The organism is Treponema brennaborense DSM 12168, from assembly GCF_000212415.1.
GTDB classification, from domain to species: Bacteria; Spirochaetota; Spirochaetia; order Treponematales; family Treponemataceae; genus Treponema_F; species Treponema_F brennaborense.
This window is the reverse complement of the sequence record NC_015500.1, coordinates 2,653,497-2,675,136: the sequence shown is the minus strand read 5'-3', so window position 1 is coordinate 2,675,136 and position 21,640 is coordinate 2,653,497. Positions and strand designations below refer to the sequence as shown.

The window sequence follows — 21,640 nt, the reverse complement described above, 5'->3', positions numbered from 1 at the left end:
TCCTTTACAATTTGAAACCCTGCGAACAGGCTTTGACTATTTTCGATTTGAGCAGCTGATTTTCTTTTTTCAGCTGAGTAATTTCATATTGCTGCGTTTTGATCGTTTCGGCAAGATCTCCCATCGTGAGCGCCCCGGAACCGACGAGGTCTTCCACGTATGAAAGTTTCGCCTCGAAATCGTCGTTCGCCTCGGCTTCCGCCAATTCAAAACTGTCGGCTGTGTTCGTGTCGAACAAAAGCGTTTCGGAACGCATTATTTTTTCGGCAATACGGTACACCGACTGTGCCAGAACCGACTGCGGTTTGTACACGATGACCGGGAGTCTCGAGGCGAGCGCCTTATCCTGCATGGAATCGCGGTAAATGACGCCCAGATGTTCCAGTTCGAGGCCGAGGTATTCGCTGCACGAGCGGCGTATTTTAAGCGATTTGTCGGCGTCGCGCGGATCGTCTATCATGTTCAGTATGAGACGCGGCTTGAACTGCTGCATCCGGCGGCGGAACGCGGCGGCGCTTTCCGGATCGATGGTCGCGATGTGATCTGTCAGTTTGGGAATGTACAGGCGCTGGAGAGAAGTTGCGTCCGCTTTGAGCCGTTCGAGAAACGCGTACGCTTTTGAATTCTTTTTGAACGTGTTGTACATCATCCGGAAAACGGTGTTCTTCAAAAACAGATACCCGTTCAGTGTCGCCGTTACCGTAGGCGCCGTTACGACGATGCCCTGCGGAGACAGCAGAAACATGTCGAGAATCGTCAAATGCGTTCCGGCTCCCAAATCGAGGATCAGATAATCCGTTTTCAGATTTTGCAATTTACGGATAAGATCGTTTTTCTGGCTGAGTTTGATAGCCGTCATTCCCGGAATTTCGGAATCGCCGGGAATGAACGATACGTTTTCGTACTCGGACGGCGTAACGATATCTTCAAACGACGATTGCCCGGAAAGATACGTGCCGAGTCCCTTTTTGGGCGCCTGATGTCCGATGACCAAATGCAGGTTCGACGCTCCCAGATCGAGATCGACGAGAATGACTTTTTTGCCTGCCTGTCCGAGCGCTATGGCGAGGTTCGCCGAAAGCAGACTTTTACCGACACCGCCTTTTCCGCTGGCTACGGGAATTATTTGCATAGTAGGTTTTCTCCGTCTGTGCTGCGGCCGTAGGTACCGCGCGTACGCAATAGAAATACGATACACAGTATAACATCTATCAGCAAAAATATCATCAGTATTCCGGCCCTTTTCAGGGAATAAAAATCGTTTACTTGTCCGTAGGCGAGTGCGTACGGAACGACGGCGCGGATACAGAAAAGCAGCCCCAGTGCGGACATCAGTTTGGCGACGCCGTATAGTCCTGCGTACGGTTTTTCCCGGCCGCAGTCCGTTTCGGTTTGCGCAGCATGATAAGCAAGAAACAGCAGTATGAGCGGAAATACGAGATACGGCACCGCGGCGTACCACGACGGCGGCAGCAATAAAATGGAAGCTTCCGGTCTGAACGTCAAAATGAATCCTATGTGTACCGCTTCATATATGGCCGCACTTATGCATAACGGGCGTAGATTTTGTATCATGCGCAAAGTGTACGCCATGCGGGCGTAACTGTCAATGCGCATAAGGCGGCGCCGCACGCTGTGTACGGGTAACGGCCTGTTTCGTACTCAAGCGCCGGTGTTGCCGGTACTGGTAAAGGCCGGTGAAGCTCGGCAACCTGCTTGACAAACTCCCGCAGTAAAGTACAATAAAAAGAATGAGAATATGGAATAAAACAGGTAAAAAGACGTGGACCGGAGCCGCGCTGATAGCGGTCGTTTTTTCGGTTCTGGTATTTCTGCCGCAAGTCGGCGCGTTTGCCCAGAATCCCGCTCCGGTAACGGAACCCGAAGTTAAAAATACGTCCGAATATGCGTCCAAACGCCGCCAATATATCGAATTATTGGGCAGCGTGTTCGATTTCGTGCACCGCAATTACGTTGACGAAGTGGATCCCGCCGTTTTGTACGAAGGAGCCATGAAAGGTCTGCTTGATTCGTTCGGAGATCCGTATACTTCGTATATGGATACGTCCATGATGCGCGGGCTGAACGACACGACGGTCGGCAATTTCGGCGGTGTCGGGCTTTCCATAACGAAACTCAATACGTCTACGCCGGAAAAACCCGCGTACGTTGAAGTCGCCTCTCCGGTGGAAGATTCTCCGGGATGGAAAGCCGGTATTCAGGCCGGAGATTTAATAGTTTCGATAAACGGTACTTCCACTCCGGAAATCACGATGGACGAAGTGCTTTCCATGCTGCGCGGAACGGTGGGCACGAGCGTGGACTTGGTGATTCGCCGCGGAAAATCGATGGAGTTTCCGGTAACACTCGTGCGTGCGCTCATTGAAGTGCCCACGGTGAAATACGGCATGATAGGCAATGCGGGGTATCTGCGGATTATCGAGTTTACTCCGCAGACGCCCGAGCGGGTGCAGGAAGCGCTCGATTCGTTCAAACAACACGGTTTTACCGGGCTCGTGATCGACTTGCGGAACAATCCGGGCGGGCTGATTACCAGCGTCGCCGACGTTGCCGATAAGTTTATCAGCGCGGGGCCCATCGTTACGACAAAAAGCCGCCTTGCGTATGAAAATTCGGTTTATACGGCGAGTGCAAAAAAGACGACCATGAGCGCGAACGTGCCGATCGTGGTTCTGATAAACCGCGGTTCCGCCAGCGCGTCTGAAATTCTTGCCGGAGCGCTTAAAGACGACCATCTTGCGTATTTGGTCGGCGAGCGTACGTTCGGAAAAGGTTCCGTACAGCAGCCGGTGCCGCTGCCGAATTCCGACGGCATCAAACTGACGATCGCCCGGTATTACACGCCGAGCGACACGAATATCGATAAGATCGGCATTCCGCCGGATATGGAAGTTTCGTTCCCCGCGCTTTCGGAAGCCGAAGAAAAAGCGTACGTGGAGCTGATCACCTCTTCGGTGATTGCCGAATACGTCGAGCGGCATCCTTCCATGAGCGAGCAGGACATCACCCGTTTTGCGGAAACGCTTTCGGCTTCGTATCCGCTCGAACTGCGCGTGCTGCGCCGCCTCATCCGTATCGAGACCGACCGCACAAAGGGAACCCGGCTGTACGATCTGGATTTCGACGTGCAGCTGAACGCGGCGCTCGACGTGCTGAAACGGGATAATTTTCCGGCGCTGATTGCCGGTGCAAAAACGCTGAAAGAATTGCAGCAGGAAGCCCGGCTGCAGGAAGACCGCTCCGCTTCGGAAGAGTAACATGCGGCAGTTTATTGCTCCGTCCGAACCGGATCCCCGCGGCAGGATCACCGTTACCGGTAAGGATTTTCGGTATTTGCGGAACGTATTGCGACTGCAACCGGACGACACGCTCGACGTGCGGCTGAGCGGCGGTGAATTGTGCCGGATGCGCGTCGCGGAAGTGAAGGCGGCCGGAAGCGCGTTGGTCTTGGAACGGTGCGGCGCACGTTCCGAAGGTGCGCGCGCTACCGCCGAAACGGGGGTGCCGGCCGGTGCGATCGAAGGTGCGGACGGCGGTGTCCGTGCGCCGCTGTGGCTGTTTCAGTTTATGCCCAAAGCGCAGAAGATGGATCTGATCGTCCGGCAGGCTGCCGAAACGGGCGTCGCCGTTATCGTTCCGGTGCGGGGCGCGCGGTCTCAAAAATCCGACTGCATCGAACGCCGGGAGCGCTGGCAGCGCATCGTGCGTGAAGCGCGGCAGCAAAGCGGTTCTCCCGTTGAAACAACCGTAGCGGAACCGCTCGATTTGGACGGCGCGCTCCGTTTATGGAGCGGCCGCTGCGGGGCGCGTCCGTGCGCCGTGGCGCTGTACGAAGAATCTGCCGGCTGTCTGCCGCTTCATTCGTGTGCGGCTCGTATGTGCGCTTCCGGAACTTCCGAAAAACCGACGGCACCCTGTACGGCCGCCGCGCTGGCGGTCGGCTGCGAAGGCGGACTTTCGCCTGACGAAATAGACGTACTGCAGCGTGCGGGATTCGCGCCGGTGCATTTTGACACGAACATATTGCGTACTGAAACTGCAGCCCTGTATGGAATCGCTGCATTGCAAACCATTTTGACGGAGTATACATCATGGCGACAAAGCGGATTTCCCTGCTGAGAATACCGATCGATATTTTACCGCCCGAACAAGTCGAACAGGAAATTCTTGAACTGGTGGAAAAACCGGGAACGAAGCAAATCATATTTTTATCGGTCTGGGGTCTGCTGAAAGCCCGTTCCAACGCGAAATTCCGCGAATGCGTGAATAACGCTGATCTGATATTGCCCGTATCGAAGAGCCTGCTTCACGGCGCGTCTTTTTTGAAACTGGCCGTTCCGGTGCGCTACGATCCGTTTTCGGCTGTTATCTCGTTTCTGAACGCGCTCGATTCGCGATACAAATCCGTGTATCTGTTCGGCGACCGCAAGAAGACGCTGTCCAAGGCGGAACACAACGTGCGGATGACGTTTCCCGGTCTGCACGTTATCGGCCGATACGTCGGTTACTATCCCAAACACGTCGAACCCGACATCGTTTCGGCCATTTATAAAGCTTCTCCGTCTTTAGTTCTGATCAGCGACGGTGTTTCCGAAAAGGACTGCTGGCCGTATCACCGGCGTAACCGTTTTTCTTCAAGTACGTTCGTATATTATCGTGATATGATCGGTATTTTTGCAAAACGGGTAAAACACGTCTCTCCGAAAATATTTGATAAAGGTCTTGAAATCTGGGGTGAAATTCTCCACAATCCGCTGAAAATATTTCTTGTTTTTCCGTTTTTCTGGTATATAATAGTATTGGTATGGTATAAAATCATAAAGCCGGATCAATAAAGATATTACTGGAGAGTGTTGTTTTTGAAAAGTTCTGTATTTCTCTACTCGTGTGACCGCCGGATACGGGATTTGTGCCGGCAGTGCGGATTGTTTTGCAGTTTTTACTATTATAGTGATTTCGACGTATTCTGTGCGGAAATCATGACCGTGCCTCCCGCTCTCATTTTAATCGATTACGCACTGGCAGCAACCGTCGGCCCCGAATCTATCGCGCGGTTCTGTTCCTGTGCGGGTGCCGTTCCCGTTTTTTTTCTTTCTTTTGAAGACTGCTCGCAGTTTACGCGATGGTTTTCCCGTTTGGGCGTTCAGGAGGTCATTACGCTGCCGTGCCGGCCGGCGTATTTGGCTGCAAAACTGAATCCGCTGCTTGAACGGCTCCAGCAGAGTGTCGGGGAGTGGAGTAAAACGCTCGGATTTAATGAATCCGAATTTTCCGACATCATAGGAACGACGCCGGAAATGTACCGGTTGAAATATCTGCTCGCCCGTTTTGCCCGTACCGATACGCCGCTGCTGCTTTCCGGCGAAAGCGGAACGGGCAAGACGTATATAGCCGAACGGATTCACAACGTGTCGCTGCGCTCCGGCAATTCGTTTCACGCCGTCAATATGGCGTCCATTCCGGCGCAGCTTGCGGAAGCGGAATTATTCGGTACGGCTGCGGGGGCGTTTACGGACGCCGTTTCGCGGAACGGATATTTTGCGTATGCGGAGCGCGGGACGCTGCTTTTGGATGAAATCGGGGAACTGCCGGTTCCGGTGCAGCCCAAGCTGCTGCACGTACTTGAAAACAACACTTATTATCGCGTCGGATCTCCGGTAAAACAGCAGTGCAACGTCCGATTCCTGTTTGCAACGAACGCGGATTTGCAGAAACAGATAAAATGCCGCCGGTTTCGGGAAGATTTATACTACCGAATCGCCGTCATTCCCGTTCTCATTCCGCCGCTGCGCGAACGGAAACCCGATATTCCGGTGCTTGCCGAGCATTTTTTGGTTCCGTACCGTAAAACGCTTTCCGCCGCCGGGCTGCGTAAATTGTGCGATTACAACTGGCCGGGCAATATCCGCGAACTGAAAAACTGTCTGACGCGGGCTTGTCTGATAAGTCCGTCCGCCGTAGTGCAGGATCAGCACGTCGTATTCAATTCGGCTTTCTGATCCGCCGGCTCCGACGCGCCGTTTTTTGAAGCGAGCCCCGCCGCTTTGTCGAAAATTTTTTCAATATAACGGCATTCTCCTTCCGACAGCGCGGCGCGTGCCAGAATCGACCGCCAGAACCGTTCCATGTCGGCACGGCCGGTTACGCTGAAAAAACCGATTTTCCGCAAGTCGTCGGCGATCGTGCCGACCGCCGCGTCGAGTCTGTCGAGAGGAACGGGTGTGTATCCGGGAGACCGCGTCCGCGCCGCGCGGAACAGCGTGTAGCAGATAATTTGGACTGCATGCGATAAATTGAGCGACGCAAACGATTCGTGCGAGGGAATGGTAACGCCGACCGTGCATTCGGCAAGTTCTTCGTCGGTCAATCCCGTCCGTTCGTTGCCGAACACGACGGCCGCACCCGGCACTGCCGCCGCCTGCCGCGCGAATTCTTCGGGAAGCAGCAGCATGTTTTTGCGTTTTTTCCCTTTCCGGCGCGTCGTTCCGGCTGAAAGCGGGCAGTCCGCCGTCGCTTGGGTAATCGTTTCAAAAAACTCCGCCCGTTCCCAGATGCCGGCGGCGTGAATGGCCAAAATCCGGACCCGTTCGTCGTCGTAGTCCTGTTTTTTGCCGACGATGCGGAGTTTTTTCATGCCGGAGTTCGCCATGGCGCGGCAGACGGCGCCGACGTTCCGGCTCTCTTCCGGATGCGCTAAAACGATGCAAATTCGGGATAAATCCATGCGGTTACTATACTTTTTTTTCGGGATTTGCGCTACAATAAAAACATGTGTACTTTTAAAGATCGCCGCGCGGTGATTATCGGCGGATCGGGGGGCATTGGTGCGCGCGTTGCGCGGCTGCTGGCTCGCGAAGGCGCCGCTTTGACCGTGCACGGCGGCAGTGATTCCGCCCGATTTGCCGCATTATGTGCGGAACTTGCCGCTTCCGTTCCCGTGCAGCCGCTGACGCAGCGGTTCAGCGCAGCGTTGCTGCCGCAGCTGGAATCGTCAGCCGTATACGACGCCGTCCGTTCGGCGGATATCCTGTGCGTCTGCACAGGCCCGTTCCTGCAAAAACCGCTCGACCGGATGTCCTGCGCCGACTGGATTGATGTGGCGGCGCTGAATTACACGCTGCCGGGCTGCCTTGTTTCGGCGGCGCTTCCGCACATGCAGGAAAAACGCTGGGGCCGCATCATGCTGATGGGCGGCACCCGTACTCACGTGATCAACGCGTTCCGTACGAACGCCGCGTACGGCGGTGCAAAGACGGCGGTGTGCAGTCTGGTAAAATCCGTCGCCGCTTCTTACGCGGCTTTCGGCATATCGTGCAACGCCGTTCTGCCCGGTTTTACCGATACCGAATATCAGCCGGACTCGCTGAAGGCCGTTTTGGCGCGTAAAATGCCGACCGGCGCAATGATCGCACCGGAAGCAATTGCGGAAGCGGTGCTGTTTCTGCTGAAAACGCCGGAAATAAACGGTGCGCTGCTCAATGTGGACGCCGGCTGGGTTCCCTGATTTTCTCTAAAATTACCATATTATGGTTTGACATTATCATGAAAAGTAGTATACTATTATCAAGGAATTTTTCCCTGATATCATAATGTAAAGGAGATCCAGGTTTCTTCGGATAGTTATATGAGCAATAATAATAATTTAGTTCCCGGATTTGATGATGAAAAGGACGAAAGCCTGAAAATATCTTTGCAAAAGTGTGAACCCGTAGAACAAGGCATTGTCATTCGTTTGAACGGTTATATAGATACATACAATTCGACCTTTTTTCGGAAAAGGGTTAACGCGATCGTTGAATCGAATTTTATCAATCTGATTTTTGATTGTTCTTCATTGAATTACGTTTCGTCGACCGGTATCGGTTCGTTTACTGCGTTTCTGCGCAAAGTGAAGCCTAAAGGCGGCGATATCGTACTGCTGCGCATCCAGCCGAAAGTGTATGAAGTGTTTCAATTGCTGGGTTTTTCGCAGTTTTTCAATATCAAGGAAAACGAAGACGAAGCGGTCTCTTTTTTCCGACAGGAGCCGTCTTTAACGAACAGTGTGTTTCCGAAAATATTTGCCTGCCCGGTGTGTTCAAAGCGTCTTAAAACGACGAAGGCCGGCCGCTTTCGGTGTTCGGAATGTAAATCGATTCTGGCGATCGACAATCAGGGACAGGTCTTTTTGGGTTGATTTTGTGCACAAGTTGTGGAAAAGTCCTGAAGTGATAGAGTTTTTTTAGATTTTATACAAATACTGATTTTTTTATTCGGTTCGTATGAAAAAGCGGGTTTTTATTTTATTATATAATAAAGACTTGCTTTTTTTTATTTTAAATGGGAGACGGTTTTCTTCGCGGAAGCGTTCTTCCGAACGGTTCCTCCGCCGTTTTTCATGGGGAAAGTCTGTGGAAAACTATTGAAAAACCTGTTCGTTCGCGTTCGGTACGGAAAAAATGATTTGAATTGCAGAACGGATTGTTGTATTTGTGCCGACTTCGTGGTATCCTGTAATTGATGAAAATGTTTCTATCGCTGACCGGCGTTTTTTTTGCAGTATGCATCGGCTGCGCTCTTGCCGGTACTTGTTTATGTAGTTTATTCATTCACTCGGCGCTTTTGGTGGCAGGACAGCCGCCCGCTTCCGTGCCGGGCGGGTTGGTTTTGGCAGCTTTATGTTCTTCGTGTGCGTTCGCCGCTTTTGCGGCTCAGTTTTTTATGGTTACGTATACGATCCGGCATCCCGGAAGCCGTTTTTCATCCGCCGCGGCGTGCTTCGTGTGGGGTGCCGTCGCCTGGCTCGGCATCATTCCGTTCTGCGTGTACGAATCCGATCGGCAGTGGACGCCGCTTGAAATCTGGCAGAGTGAAATACCGAGCCGTAAATATTTCCGTCCGGACCGGGACGGCGTTTTCTTTTACTCGGCCGTGTATCCTGAAACGGAAACCGGTGACGGCATTTTTATCGATCTTGAAGGTTTTACCGGTTCGGAAAGCCGCGTACTTCGTATTGAAAACGTAGCGCTGGACGTAACGGCGGCCCGGCCGTTTTCCGATTTGCTCATACTGAAGTCTCTGCGGAATCCTCCGTTTCTGAAAAAGATTTTTTCCGCGTTTGACTTGCTGCGGCTTCAGGCGGTGAAATACGTGTCGGCCGGATTCCTTTCATGGCTGCAATTTGCTTCGGCAGGGCTCGCGCTCTTTTCGCTGGTGGGGCTGCGGCGCGTGTTCAAGTGGCGGCTGCTGAATACGGCGGCGGTTACCGTGGGCCTGTTTGCGGTGTGTGCCGTTAACGCGGCGTATCATTCGGGCCGGTATTTTTATCTTTCTGAGGCATCGGGGCTGCCGCTTTGGCTTCTGAACGGGGTGCTGTTCGCGATTTGCGCGGTTATCGGTATCGTGCTGGCCGTGTTCAGGGTTGATCCGAATCGGGAGCCGAAGTCATGAAACGCATTCTCGGTATCTGCTGTGCATACGCGGCTTTCGTTCTGGTCGTGTGCCTGTGTGTCGGTTTTTTCTCGGGTACGCTGCCTGAATTGCTGCCCGATTCGGCGGCTGCGTACAAATGGATTCGCAGCCTGCTGTTTTTCTGCGATGTTCTGCCGGCAGCGCTGATAAGCGCTTCGGTCGTTGCGTACGCGGTCGTTTTCAGCAGGCAGGATAAAAAACCGGCTGTGCGGTTTTCTCCCGTAATGTTCGAGCGGTTCAGAACGGTTGCGTTCTCCGCATTGTACGGCGTTGCGGCGATCATTTTTGCACAGGAATTGGCCTCTCCGCTGCTGACCCGTTCGCTTCATGAAAAAGAACGGGCTCCCGCGCTGTATCGTGAATATCTTGCCGCCGCGGAAACGTCCGCAGCCGGCGAGTCGTTCACCGTTGCGCTGCAGTACGCACTGTCCGCACAGCATTTGTTTCCGCGCTCGGACGCAGCGTTGCGGCTGCGCGAATTGTGCGAATTGAAACTCGGCGGTTATCCGGTCAAACCCGCGGTTTCCGATACGGCGATTCCCGGTGCGGATTTGCCTGCCGAGGGCGATAACGGTTCGTCTTACGAACTGCTGACCCGCGCCCGGCTGCTGTACGGGCAGCAGTCGTGGCTCGACGCGCATTATTACGCAAGCCTTGCTTATGCGTTCGCCGAAGCCGGTTCTGCAAACGCCAATGAAGCGAAAATACTGGCCTCCGATGCCTGGAATCGGATAGAAGAAACGGAACGCTCCGAAGATCCGGCGGCGGAACGGTTGTTCGCGCGGAAGAAGGCGGCGTACCGGATGCTTATGTCCGGCGACGTGCTGCAGGCCTATTATGCGTTCGGCTCGTTGTCCGAAGCGTACGCCGACGATCCCGATGTAGACCGCTATTATCGGATCGCTTCGGCTGAAATGGCGAAAAAGTATTTTTTCTTTGACGAAATTCCCGTTTCCCGCATTTTTGAGGATACGGAAGATATGTATTTTTCCGTACCGCGTCCGAACGGCGGTTTTTTTGCGGTATATATAAGAGGCGTAGCGTCGGCGCGGCAGCTCGGCGGTTTGGTGCAGTATTTGCGTTCGCTGACCGTTTATGCGTACACACGGAACGGAACGTTTGAATTTTCGTTTTACGTACCGTGTGCGAAAATGGTTGCACAGTCCGTATCGGTGTTTGACGCCGAATTTCAAAAAAAGCTCGGTTTGAGCGGAAAAAATATCGCCGTACCGTACATTATGCTGGAATCGACGGATCGCAGCCGGCAAACTTCCGTGCAGAAACCGGTGTTTACGTTCGCCGACGGTGCGGCGTCGTACACGGAATTTGCAGAGTGCAATTATTTGGTACTTCCGATGCCTTTTCAGGAATTTTTGCTTTTGAAGAACGTTTCTCTTGATTCGTCCGATATGGTGCTGACGGATCTGTTCAGGTTCGCCGGAAAAGCGCCCGGATACGGGTTTTCGCGGGAAGTGTACGGTCAGGCGGCCTGTTTCAGGGCGTGCCGGCCCGTGTATTATCTTGCACTTTTTATCCTGACGGCGGTGTTGGGATGGAATTACCGGATCGTGAAAAACCGGCAGTTCCGGTTTTCATGGTTGTTTCCGATCCCGCTGTTTACGGCCGTAGCGTACGCCGTTCTGCAAGCGGCCGGATATTGCGGTACATTGTTCAATTACGGACTGATAAGCTTGTTCGGTGTTTGGGCGGCTCCGATGATTTTGGGAATAGCGCTGGTTTCAGTGTTCGCCGCGGCAGTCCTGTTCGTTTCCCGGCACGATGCGTAAGTTTCCGCTGCAAAAATACGCGTGCCGCGTCGTTTTTGGTTTGGTCGGTCTTCTTGCCGGTTGGGGCGGAGCCGCCGCGGGGCTCGCGATCGGCTGGGCGGCCGATATTATCGTCGATCGGGTGCGCGAAGACGTGCGCCGCAAAAAGGCGGCCGATAATCCGACTTCTCGCGGGAGCGGCAGCCGGGACGCCGTTTCCGGTATTACCGAACCGTTTTGCGGAGCGGAACTGGTGTGCGCGCTCGCCGTATACTGCGTTTCGGACGCGCAGATCGCGGCGGAACAGTTGCGTGCCTGTTTCGGAATTATCGGCGGTGCCGATTGGTTCAGTCTGTGCCGGCCCGCAAGTGAGGCCGAGAGTTTGAACGGGGATCTTTTAACGGAATGTCTGGCGGCGCTCATAAAGCAAAACGAGAGCGCCGTGCCGGTTGAGCGTGTGTTCACGCTGCTTGCCGCTTTGGAATTCGGCTGGAACGAAGCCGAACGGGGCAGAAAACCGTCGGCATATCTTGCGGAACTTTTGGGGCGGCGCACCGTTTCAAACGAAATTGCCGCCGCGTATCTGATCCTCGATATTCCGTCGGCGGCTTCCGATGCGGACGTAAAAGCGGCGCATCGCCGGCTCGTTTCGCTCTATCATCCCGATACGCTTGCGTGCCTGCCCGAACGGCAACAGGAAATCGCCCGTTCGGCTTTTATACGCATTCAGCACGCGTACGAAACGGTCGCGGCGGCGCGCGGCTGGTAAACGGTACGCAGCCTGTGCGCGATTCGGACGCCGGATTGCAGCGGAACAGCTGCGTACGGTTCGGAGCTATCGGCGGTGCCTGAAATCGGACTAATCACCGCAGTCGGCTTTTTCAATATGAGCGCCGAGACTTTGGAGACGTTCGATCAGATGTTCGTAGCCGCGTTCGACCTGATACACATTGCTGATAACGCTTTCGCCGTGCGCGGCCATTGCGGCAATGACCATCGCCATGCCTGCTCGCACGTCGGGTGAAACCAGATGATCACCGTGCAGCGTGCACGGCCCCGACACGACGGCGCGGTGCGGGTCGCACAGCGTGATGCGCGCGCCCATGCCGATCAGCTTGTCGACGAAAAACATCCGCGATTCAAACATTTTTTCGTGAATCAGGACGGTTCCTTCAACTTGCGTCGCGACGACCGTCATTATGCTCGTCAGATCGGGCGGAAATCCGGGCCACGGTGAGTCGTCTATTTTGGGAATCATACCGCCCAAATCCGTGTTTACCTGCATCGCCTGTCCGACGGGAACGGTGAGCGAATCGCCTTCGATATGCCACGTGATGCCGAGCTTTCCGAACGCCAATTTGACCGGGCGCAGATCGCGCGGTTCAACGCCGCATATGGTAACGCTGCCGCGCGTAGCCGCCGCGAGTCCGATAAACGAACCTATTTCCATGTAATCGGGGCCGATGCGGTACGTGCAGCCGTGCAATTCGGTAACGCCGTCTATTTCCAGAATATTGCTGCCGACGCCGCCGATTTTTGCGCCCATCGCGTTCAGCATTTTGCACAAATCCTGTACGTGCGGTTCGCTTGCGGCGTTCGTGATGATCGTGTGTCCCTCGGCAAGCACGGCCGCCATGACGGCGTTTTCCGTGGCGGTAACCGACGCTTCGTCAAGAAAAATGTCCGCTCCCACCAGTTTGTTCGCGGTAAACGCGAACTGTCCGTTTACCGCCACGCGCGCTCCCAGTTCAGTGAGCGCCAGAAAGTGCGTGTCGAGCCGCCTCCGTCCGATGACGTCGCCGCCGGGCGGAGGCAGTGTTGCCTTGCCGGTTCTCGCCGTGAGCGGGCCGGCGAATAGGATCGACGCCCGCAGTTTTTTTGAAAGTTCCTGCGGAATTTCGGTGCGGATCGGATCGGCGGCACAGATCTCCCAGGCGTTGGCGGCGATCTTTTTTACCGAAGCACCGAGCGCTTCAAGAATTTGCAGCATGACGCCGGTATCTTTTATATCGGGCACGTTCTGCAAAACGACCGGTTCCGCGGTGAGCAGCGCCGCCGCGATGCACGGCAGGGCGGCGTTTTTGTTGCCGCTTACCGTAACGGTTCCTTTGATCGGGAATCCGCCTTCAATTCGGTATTCGTACGGATTATTCATGTTCGTTCTCCAATGCACGGGCGAGCTGATCCGGGCAGCTGGTCGATTTGAAACCGCAGCGGATGCCTTTAAGCCGCGATACGACTTCCGCAACCGGCATACCTTCTACCAATTTACCGATTCCCTGCAAATTTCCGCTGCAGCCGCCTTCAAACGCAACTCCGGTAACGACGCCGTCGACGATGTCGAACGTTATATTACGTGAACAAACTCCTTTCGGCGTATAGTGTTTCATGATTACTCCTCTGAAAAATTCCCGGCGTGCGGTATGAGTGAGCGCACGCAGTCGTTTTATTTTCGGCTTATTTTGAAACGGACATTACGGTTCCGGTCTGCAATCGGATCAAGTTCAGCACCGTTTGAACGGCGTACGCCATTTGTGACAACGCCGCCCATTCGGTGCGCGAATGATAATTGTGTCCGCCGGTAAAAATGTTCGGGCAGGGAATGCCCATTTCCGTAAGCCGCGCGCCGTCGGTACCGCCGCGTATCGGTTTGAATACCGGTTCCAATCCCGCCTGCCGCACCGCCTGCACCAGATTTTCCGTTATAGCCGGACATTGGTCGATTTTTTCTTTCATGTTCAGATATTGCTGCGTGTGCGTTACGGAAACTTTTGCACCGGGAAACTTTTTTTCAATCGCTTGGGCAAACGTTTCGACGTTTTGCAGCCGCCGTTTCATTCCCTCCGTGTCGAAGTCGCGGAGAAAAAGCGTAACGGCCGCCGATTCCAGATGGCCGGTTATTTCCATGGGAGCGTAAAATCCCTGATACGAATCGGTGGTTTCCGGCGCTTCGTTCCGCGGCAGAAACGAAATGAAATCCGCAGCCATCGTGACGGCGTTCACCATGTCGGGGCGCGCTGTTCCGGTGTGCTTTGCTTTTCCGCTGAACGTGATTTCGCTTTTCCAGGCGTTAAAACATTCCGCTTCGATTTCTCCGGCCTGTCCGCCGTCTACGGTGTAGCATTGCCGCGCAGTAAACCAGCCGAGCGGTACGTGATCCATGCCGTGCCCCGTTTCTTCATCGGGAGAAAATACGATTTCGACCGTACCGTGCGGCAGCGCGGGCTTTCCGTCCGGAGCGGTTTTGAGCAGTTCCTCCGCCGCGCTCATGATGATTGCGATGCCCGCCTTGTCGTCCGCGCCGAGCAGCGTCGTCCCGTCGGACGTGATGATCGTGTCGCCCGCTGCACGGGCGAGCGCCGCGTCTTGGGCAGGATCGAGCCCGGCTCCGTCCGCAAGCCGGATCGGCGTACCTTGATAGTTTTCCAGAACGTTGGGGCGGACGTTCAGCCCGCTCACCTCTTCCGTCGTGTCCAGATGTGCCAAAAAACCGACGGCCGGCGCGTCTTCCATGCCGGGAGTTGCCGGAATGCGGGCGCAGACGTACGAATGTGCGGTTACGGTAACGTCGGATACGCCGAGCGTTCGCAGTTCCTGTGCCAAAAGTTGTGCAAAATCGGCTTGCCGCTCGGTAGACGGGACGGTTCCCGCGTCGGAACGGGAACTGTCGCTGGTTGTCCATATCTGCACGTATTTGAGAAAACGTGCCAGCAATGCGTCGGTAAAAGGTGCGCTCAAAATTGCGGGTTTCATACCGATATGGTACGATATTTTATCCGTTGCTGCAAGCCGTCGCGGCGGCGAGCGACGGGTACCGCGAGTGTAAGTGTATGGAGTGCGGCGGCCGGTTTGCAGAGTGCGGCAACCGGTTCTCTGTGTGTTTCGGCAGGTTTTAAATTCGCCGGATATTTTGACTTTTTACCGGAAAATCGCTATCTTCTATATATGAATTCTATCCCCGATTTTCCCGAATTTTTGCCGGTCAGCGTCGATATGCGTGACGAATTGACGGCTTTTTGCCGTAATCTGAAAACTGAAGTAAGTGAATTTACGTTTGCAAATATATTTTTGGACAGTAACAAGTACGCGTACCGCATTGCAAGACTTTCCGAAACGTCGCTCGCCGTAGCCGGAACCGGGCCCGTGCGCGTTTTTAACGGAAAAGACCTCGGTGCTTCCTTTTTCTGGGTCATGGGCGACCCGCCTTCCGCAGCACAGCGTGCCGAATTGTTTGCAGGGTTCGGTTATTGGAAAAATATGGACGCCGCTTTATACGTCCGCGGTTCCGCCGAGCTTGAGCGGGAGGGGTTTCAAATAGCTGAAGATCGGGATAACTTCGATTACGTTTATATCCGCGCGGAACTTGCGGCGCTTTCAGGCAAAGCGTTTCATAAAAAGAAAAATTTGGTAAACGCGTTCATCAATTCGTATGCTTCGGAGGTGAAACCGCTGGATACGTATACGCTGCCCGACGCGCTTTCCGTACTCGAAAGCTGGAAACAGACGCGTCCGGCTGAAGATCCGGGCGATTACGCGCAATGTCTGTACGCGCTTGAACATTTTTCCCTGTTCGGATTTTCCGGCATAGTCGCGTATGCCGACGGTGTTCCGGCCGGATTTTCGGTGGGGGAAATTTCCGCCGGCGGAACCATGTTCATCGATCTGTTTGAAAAAGGAATAAACAGTTATAAGGGAATTTACCAATTCGTCAATCAGGCGCAGGCGCTGCAGCTTCCGCCTTCGGTACAATACGTTAATCGAGAACAGGATTTGGGCAACGAGGGACTTCGGCAGGCAAAGATGACGTACCGTCCGCATACTTTCGTAAAGAAGTATCTGGTACTTCCTCCGTCGATGTGTTAAAATCGTATAACGTTGCGAATGCACTCGGATTTTTATAGGAGGTTTTAATGCAGTTCGTCAGTACCCGTGACCGCAAAAACGTCGTGAGTTTCTCTCAGGCGATTACCGACTGTATGGCTCCCGACGGCGGTTTGTACGTGCCCGCGTACGCGGATAATTTGGGGCCGTGGGTCTATTATTTGAACGACAAAACGTCTTTTGCTTCTCTCGCAGGTTCTCTTACCTCCGCTCTTATAAAGGAAGAATTCAGCCCGATCATATCGGAAGCGATTGCGACCGGCGCGTTTCCGTTCAGTCCCGGATTCCGCCGGCTCGACGATTCTCTGTATCAGCTTGAACTGTTTACCGGCCCGACCGGTTCGCATAAGGATTTCGGCGTGTCGTATTTGGCGGCCTGCTTGGAATACACGCTGCTGATGCAGGATAAAAACGCGATCGTGGTCGCCGTTACCGACGGAGAAATCGGCGCCAGCGTCGTACAGGCGATGCGCGGTAAAAAACATCTGAAAGCCGTTTTGCTGTACGTTAAGGGTACGATGCGCGGATTCAATGAGAGCGACTGCGTCTGGAACGGCGGAAACGTATATCCGGTCGAAGTGGACGGGACGGTTGAAGAATGTAATCGGCTCGTCGGAGCCGTTTTTGCCGACCGCGAAGCGGTTTCGTCGTACGGGCTTACGTTGGTGAACACGGCGAATATCGGCCGATTGCTGCCGCAGACGTTTTTTTATATGTACGCGTTTTCACGGCTTAAAAAAAAGGTGTTCGGAGATATTTTTTACGCACTCGCGCCGGGCAATTACGGTAATCTTGCAGCCGGCTTGTACGGCTGGAAGTTCTCGCTGCCGGTGAACGGTTTTATCACCGAATGCACGCCGTCTTTGACCGTTGATCCGTTCAATCGGTGCGAAGTGCTGGACGCGGTCGTTCCGCTTGAAAACCGCGGACCGGCGGATCCGGCCAGTCCCTCGAATCTTGAGCGGCTGGAGGAAGTATTTTTTACGAACCCTGCCGTGCTGAAAGGCATGGTCTTTCCCGTTCCCGTTTCTCAGACGGAGCGCGAAGCCGCCTGCAAAGAACTTTTCATGAAATACGGTGAATTCGCGGACGGCGAAACGTCCGGCGCGTATGCGGCGGCGAAAAACCATATCGACGCGTTCCATACGGACGACAGTACGGTGGTGCTCGTTGCGCGCGATCATCCGGCGTTTCACGTTGACCGAATCCGCCGCTGCTGCGGAGAAGCTCCCGAAATTCCGGCGCATATCGCCGCCCTTTTGGAACCGGTAACGCCGGTAAAGCGGATTCCGCCGGAGCTTTCGCACGTAATAAGGATATGTGCGGAATTGAAAGGCTGACCGTCTCCGTATATGAAAACAGCCCGTGTTTTTCGGCGTTTTGCTGAAAAACACGGGCTGTTCTTTTTCCGCTGCGCCGGAACCCTTTCAACACGGCGCCTGCGCAAACCGGCATACCGTACCGTTGCCTGTGCAAACCGACGGTTTTATGGATCGGTGGGCCGTCCGCGTGGCGCGGAACGCGCACGGCGCCTGTGCAAACCGGCGGTTTTATGGATCGGCGGGTCGTCCGCGTGGCGCGGAACGCGCACAGCGCAGACGGCGGACCGTACCGGTTTATTTTTTCGGTTTTTTTGCCGGGGAGGACGGCGCGTCGGATTTTGCGGTACCCGTGCGCGCCGGACGACCGGTGATTTTGCTTCCGTTCCCGGCGGTTTTTTTTGCTCCCCGTGCTTTTTCCGGCAGCGGCAGCAGTTCCGTAAACGCCGCCGCGCGGTATTCGGCTTTTACCTGTGCACCGCTCAGCAGTGCGGACAGTTTCGCCAGAAGCGATACGGAAACGTCGCCGGCGGCAAAAAACGCGGGAACGGAGATTGCATACCAGACGGTATCCGTCATGCGCTCCGCGTTGAACCACAGCACGTTGTCGAAGCTGTTCGTCCCTGCGGTGAGCGGCGCGTACTTACCGTGTACGATGTGATCCGCAACCGTTCCCGCCGCCGCTTTGATTGCTTTCGGCGTCGCTTCTCCCGCTTCGTTCAGCGGTACGGCCGCCGCGATGTCGCATACGCGCAGCACGGAAAGAATCGTTTTAAGCGGAACGAACGAGTCGGCTGCGGGAACGTTTTCGTTCATCAGCAGATCCTGCAGCTTGCGTTCCAGTCCCCATAACTCGATAAGATCCGCCGCGCTGCCGGCGGTGGCTTTGCTGCCCAGTACGTCTTTTGCCGCGTACAGCAGCGCGAATGCGGCCAGCATTTCGGGGCAGGCGGGCCGTTCGAGCATTCCTTCGTACAGGGAAACCGTAAACGCCGTGTCGCTCTTGCGTGCCGCGTCGTCTTGAGCGTTTTCTTTTAGGAGAGCCTCTTTTTTTACCGCGGCTTTTTGCGCGGCTGCCGTTTTTTGCGCGATCTCCGCCGTCCGGACGATTGCAGTCAGGCGTTTTTCAACGTTTTTCCAGATTTTTTCAGCCGGAATTTTTTTGCCGCAATCCCTTCCGCCGAGTACCGCGGACGCGCCGTAATTGCCGTGAATAAACGCGTCGAGCGTTTCAAACCATACGAGCGCGGACGGTTTGAGCGTTTCAAGTACGTCTTTCAGTGCAGGCGCGGTCAGTTTCCGCGCTTTCAGATGCGTCGCGGGCAGACACGATAAGTGGATTGCTTCAAAGAATTCGGATGTCGCCGCGTCGGTAAACGCCTTGTACAGATCTTTCAGGAATATTTCACGCAGCGCCGTTTCCATATCGGCAACGCCCCTTCCGCCGAGCGTGTCGCACAGTATGCGGTATTTACCCGTTTCATCGTCGCTCACTTGTGAAATATCCATCAGAACCTGCGACTCGAATCCGTCCAAATGCACGTACAGCCCGTTGCTGCAAATGTCGAGCGCCGAACGGATAAACCAAAGGCCGCTGCGCTGTTCGCGGAAAATGCAGTAATTGCGCGGATCGGGCAACAATCCGAGCGCTTCGCCTATCGTATGGACTTCTTTGCGGATATCGTTTTCGCCGCTGCCGGTTTTCACCGCGTACGGGCAGGAATGCTTGATCCAGCCGGAAGCCTGCTGATACACGTTGTTGTAGAAAACGACGGCGCGTTCCGTTCCGCAGCGGTTGGAGTAAGCGAATACGTTTTCGTTAACCTGCCCGTCGTTCCACACGTCGTAAAACAGGAAATTTTCGATTTCGGCGAACAAATAGCGTTTTTTCATGAGCGGGAAAATTTCCCGTTCGTGTCGGGCGATCAGGTTTTCGTCCGGCGTTTCGTTCCAATACGCTTTGGTAAATTCCATTCCGTATTTTTCGCTGAAGCCTTCGATTTGACCGTGCCCGAACATGGGCAGGCCGGGCATCGTGACCATCAGCGTGCAGACGCCGAAATATTTGCCGTCTTTACCGAATTGGGCGACGGCGGTTTCTTCGTCCGGATTGTTCATGAAATTTACGAAACGCTTCAAAACCTGCGGGTCGAATTCGATCGTATTTTTTATCGTGGCGCGGTATTTCGCGTTGTCTTCGCGTTTGAGCATGTTCATGAACGCACTGTTGTACACGCGGTGCATACCGAGCGTGCGTACGAAATAACCTTCCATCATCCAGAACGCTTCGGCGAGCAGCAATGTGTCGGGTAATTCGGAAGCGACGCGATCCACCACTTCGCGCCAGAATTCTTCGGGAATGCGCGCCTCAAATTCGTCGCGACCGACGGCGTATTCGGAACGGCTGGCGATATCTCCGCCCTGTCCCGGTTCCGGATACCACAGGCGGCGGATATGTTTTTTAGCGAGTACCATCGCCGCGTCGAATCTGATGATCGGAAAGTTTCGTGCGACGTGCAGAATCTCCTGAATGACCGCTTCGCGGGCTTCAGGGTTCAGAAAATCGATCTGTGCCGTGTCGTTCCAGGGCATTCCGGTGCCGTCGTTTCCGTGATAGATATATCGGACATCGCCGGTGTAATGATCGACGCGTTTGAATACGACGGCACAGTCGTCCTTTCGGTAATAATGATCTTCAAGATACACGCCGATTCGGTCGTTCAAAGACAGATTTTCGCCGTTGAACGTGTAGCCGGGGAACGGACAGTCCCTCGTCTGCACGAACAGGTCCGGCCGCTCGTTTATCCAGCGCGAATCCATGCCGGTGTGGTTGGGAACCATGTCCGAGGCGAGCCTGACTCCGCGGCGCCAGAGCCGCCTGCGCAGATTATCAAGCGCGTCCCAGCCGCCGAGTCCCTGCGCTATGTCGTAATCGTACAGGCTGTATGCGCTTGCGGCGGCTTCGGGGTTTCCGCAGATCTGCTTGATGCGCTGGCTCGCGTGCGACCGTTCCCACAGGCCGATGAGCCACAGTCCGGTGAATCCGCGCGCGGCGAGCATGTCGAGTTCTTCATCGGGAATCTGATCGAGGCGCGTAATGTCTCGTCCGTATTGCTTGGAAAGCTGGTCGAGCCAGACGAGAACGGTTTTCGCCATGAGGACGACTCTGGGCATCCATTCGCGATCGGGACTGAACCGTTCGTATTCTTTTTGCAGCGCACCGTAATCGTACGGTGCCATTTCCGGCGCTCCGCCGCTCATCGGCGCCCAGCCGGGTTTTTCTTCTTCGCTTATCATATCGATGCCGGCAAGCAGCCGTTTGAGCCATTCGCCGAGTACGCTTTCCCAATGCGTGCGGATGTAGTCGAGCTGGCCTTTAAGACTGTGCGGACTGAAGACGACCGGCTCTTTGAGCATCGAAACGAGGTCTACGCCGTTCGGCCCGAATATCGGCTGTTTTTTGAAAAACTGCTTGACGTGCGTCCAGGACAGCGCGTACAGCGGATTCCGCGTGAGTTTCGCGTCGTCGAACAATAGATAAAACGGTTTGAACGCGGGGTTTTCGTTGGCAAGGCGCAGCAGTACGAGTTCTTCAAGCGTTGCGACACGGTTCGACCTCGTGCGGCCCGTGGCTGCGTCCACCGCGTCGGCGGCAAGATAGTCGTCGGCCGACGTGCTGCCGTTGTAGACGGCGGTCGGCGGAAAATCGTCGGTAAAGGAGCGCAGCAGTGCGTCTACGGATTTTTTTCCGTACGCTTCGTCGAGCGACGAAAGCAGTTCGTCGAACGCGGTCGGATTCGCGTCGCGCCGGAACAGCGCGCACACGTAATGGAAAATCTCGTCGATTAATCCCATCGCGTTGAGCTGTCCTGCTTTTATCATTTTTTTGCCGGCTTCCGCGTGATTTTGCGAACGGGATTCTATCAGGTCGTTGATTTTTTGTGCGAAAATCCTGACGTTTTTGAAGTTTGCCAGAATGACGTTTCCGGTTGAGGCGAATAAGGTTCCGTCGAATCCGCATTCGTCGCGGATCGTTTTTGCAACGTGGAATTCATTTACGGAAACTCCGTCGGTTTTAAATCGTTCTTCTAATACGTATACATCCATAAATCCGTTTTATCTCCCAATGTGCTGCGGAACCGCCTGCAGCCGGTTCGCGCGCTGCAAGTATCCGTTCCGTTATTATATACCATAAACGCCTGT

Annotated in this window: 18 protein-coding genes; 11 read left to right on the top strand and 7 right to left on the bottom strand. The window is 54.6% G+C overall.

Going from position 1 to position 21,640, the window contains the following annotated elements:
* Positions 1-4: 4 nt before the first annotated feature.
* Both TREBR_RS11650 and TREBR_RS11645 read right to left on the bottom strand, forming a co-directional pair.
* The gene (locus tag TREBR_RS11650; RefSeq protein ID WP_013759366.1) at positions 5-1,132 is read right to left on the bottom strand and encodes a P-loop NTPase; all 1,128 of its coding nucleotides are present in this window, start codon (positions 1,130-1,132) and stop codon (positions 5-7) included.
* Entirely contained in the window at positions 1,123-1,575 is a 453-nt protein-coding gene (locus TREBR_RS11645) for a hypothetical protein (RefSeq protein WP_156786668.1), read from the bottom strand. Before TREBR_RS11645 ends, TREBR_RS11650 begins: the two co-directional genes overlap by 10 nt.
* 176 nt (positions 1,576-1,751) lie before the next feature.
* Between TREBR_RS11645 and TREBR_RS11640 the strand changes: the two genes are divergently transcribed.
* The 4 genes from TREBR_RS11640 to TREBR_RS13895 are packed head-to-tail and all read left to right on the top strand — an operon-like array spanning position 1,752 to position 6,020.
* On the top strand, positions 1,752-3,278 hold the full coding sequence (locus TREBR_RS11640) for a S41 family peptidase (protein WP_013759364.1): 1,527 nt from the start codon (positions 1,752-1,754) through the stop codon (positions 3,276-3,278).
* A 1-nt stretch (position 3,279) separates the two neighbouring features.
* Positions 3,280-4,140 carry an RsmE family RNA methyltransferase gene (locus TREBR_RS11635; RefSeq protein WP_013759363.1) on the top strand — a complete coding sequence of 287 codons (861 nt, stop codon included), beginning with the start codon at positions 3,280-3,282 and terminating at the stop codon, positions 4,138-4,140.
* The gene (locus TREBR_RS11630; RefSeq protein WP_013759362.1) at positions 4,113-4,856 is read left to right on the top strand and encodes a WecB/TagA/CpsF family glycosyltransferase; all 744 of its coding nucleotides are present in this window, start codon (positions 4,113-4,115) and stop codon (positions 4,854-4,856) included. The genes TREBR_RS11635 and TREBR_RS11630 overlap by 28 nt, the downstream gene beginning before the upstream one ends.
* Before the next feature lie 24 nt (positions 4,857-4,880).
* Complete coding sequence (locus tag TREBR_RS13895) at positions 4,881-6,020, top strand: sigma 54-interacting transcriptional regulator (protein WP_013759361.1); 1,140 nt, start codon at positions 4,881-4,883, stop codon at positions 6,018-6,020.
* On the opposite strand, the gene TREBR_RS11620 is transcribed toward TREBR_RS13895, so the two are convergent.
* Positions 5,990-6,745, bottom strand: coding sequence for an RNA methyltransferase (locus tag TREBR_RS11620; RefSeq protein ID WP_013759360.1), 756 nt, complete (start codon positions 6,743-6,745; stop codon positions 5,990-5,992). The genes TREBR_RS13895 and TREBR_RS11620 overlap by 31 nt on opposite strands.
* A gap of 45 nt (positions 6,746-6,790) precedes the next feature.
* Between TREBR_RS11620 and TREBR_RS11615 the strand changes: the two genes are divergently transcribed.
* The 5 genes from TREBR_RS11615 to TREBR_RS11595 all read left to right on the top strand — a co-directional run bounded on the left by TREBR_RS11615 (position 6,791) and on the right by TREBR_RS11595 (position 12,006).
* Positions 6,791-7,525 (top strand): SDR family NAD(P)-dependent oxidoreductase, encoded by a 735-nt coding sequence (locus TREBR_RS11615; RefSeq protein WP_013759359.1) that lies wholly within the window; start codon positions 6,791-6,793, stop codon positions 7,523-7,525.
* A gap of 120 nt (positions 7,526-7,645) precedes the next feature.
* On the top strand, positions 7,646-8,197 hold the full coding sequence (locus tag TREBR_RS11610; protein ID WP_013759358.1) for an STAS domain-containing protein: 552 nt from the start codon (positions 7,646-7,648) through the stop codon (positions 8,195-8,197).
* 323 nt (positions 8,198-8,520) lie between these two features.
* Entirely contained in the window at positions 8,521-9,450 is a 930-nt protein-coding gene (locus TREBR_RS11605) for a hypothetical protein (RefSeq protein WP_013759357.1), read from the top strand.
* Positions 9,447-11,258: a hypothetical protein gene (locus TREBR_RS11600; RefSeq protein WP_013759356.1), complete on the top strand. Its 1,812-nt coding sequence runs from the start codon at positions 9,447-9,449 to the stop codon at positions 11,256-11,258. Before TREBR_RS11605 ends, TREBR_RS11600 begins: the two co-directional genes overlap by 4 nt.
* A complete protein-coding gene (locus TREBR_RS11595; protein WP_013759355.1) occupies positions 11,251-12,006 on the top strand; it encodes a J domain-containing protein in 756 nt (251 codons plus the stop codon). The genes TREBR_RS11600 and TREBR_RS11595 overlap by 8 nt, the downstream gene beginning before the upstream one ends.
* A gap of 90 nt (positions 12,007-12,096) precedes the next feature.
* Here TREBR_RS11595 and murA read toward each other — a convergent pair whose 3' ends face one another.
* The 3 genes from murA to pepT all read right to left on the bottom strand — a co-directional run bounded on the left by murA (position 12,097) and on the right by pepT (position 14,990).
* A complete protein-coding gene (gene murA, locus TREBR_RS11590; RefSeq protein WP_013759354.1) occupies positions 12,097-13,392 on the bottom strand; it encodes a UDP-N-acetylglucosamine 1-carboxyvinyltransferase in 1,296 nt (431 codons plus the stop codon).
* Entirely contained in the window at positions 13,385-13,627 is a 243-nt protein-coding gene (locus TREBR_RS11585; RefSeq protein ID WP_013759353.1) for a TIGR03905 family TSCPD domain-containing protein, read from the bottom strand. Before TREBR_RS11585 ends, murA begins: the two co-directional genes overlap by 8 nt.
* Before the next feature lie 67 nt (positions 13,628-13,694).
* Entirely contained in the window at positions 13,695-14,990 is a 1,296-nt protein-coding gene (gene pepT / locus TREBR_RS11580) for a peptidase T (RefSeq protein WP_013759352.1), read from the bottom strand.
* 192 nt (positions 14,991-15,182) lie between these two features.
* On the opposite strand from pepT, the gene TREBR_RS11575 reads away from it, so the two are divergent.
* Complete coding sequence (locus TREBR_RS11575) at positions 15,183-16,100, top strand: DUF2156 domain-containing protein (protein ID WP_013759351.1); 918 nt, start codon at positions 15,183-15,185, stop codon at positions 16,098-16,100.
* 47 nt (positions 16,101-16,147) lie between these two features.
* Positions 16,148-17,458 (top strand): pyridoxal-phosphate dependent enzyme, encoded by a 1,311-nt coding sequence (locus tag TREBR_RS11570; RefSeq protein WP_013759350.1) that lies wholly within the window; start codon positions 16,148-16,150, stop codon positions 17,456-17,458.
* 276 nt (positions 17,459-17,734) lie between these two features.
* Here the strand turns inward: TREBR_RS11570 and TREBR_RS11565 are convergent, their stop codons facing one another.
* Positions 17,735-21,544 (bottom strand): alpha-amylase family protein, encoded by a 3,810-nt coding sequence (locus tag TREBR_RS11565; protein WP_013759349.1) that lies wholly within the window; start codon positions 21,542-21,544, stop codon positions 17,735-17,737.
* Positions 21,545-21,640: the final 96 nt, after the last annotated feature.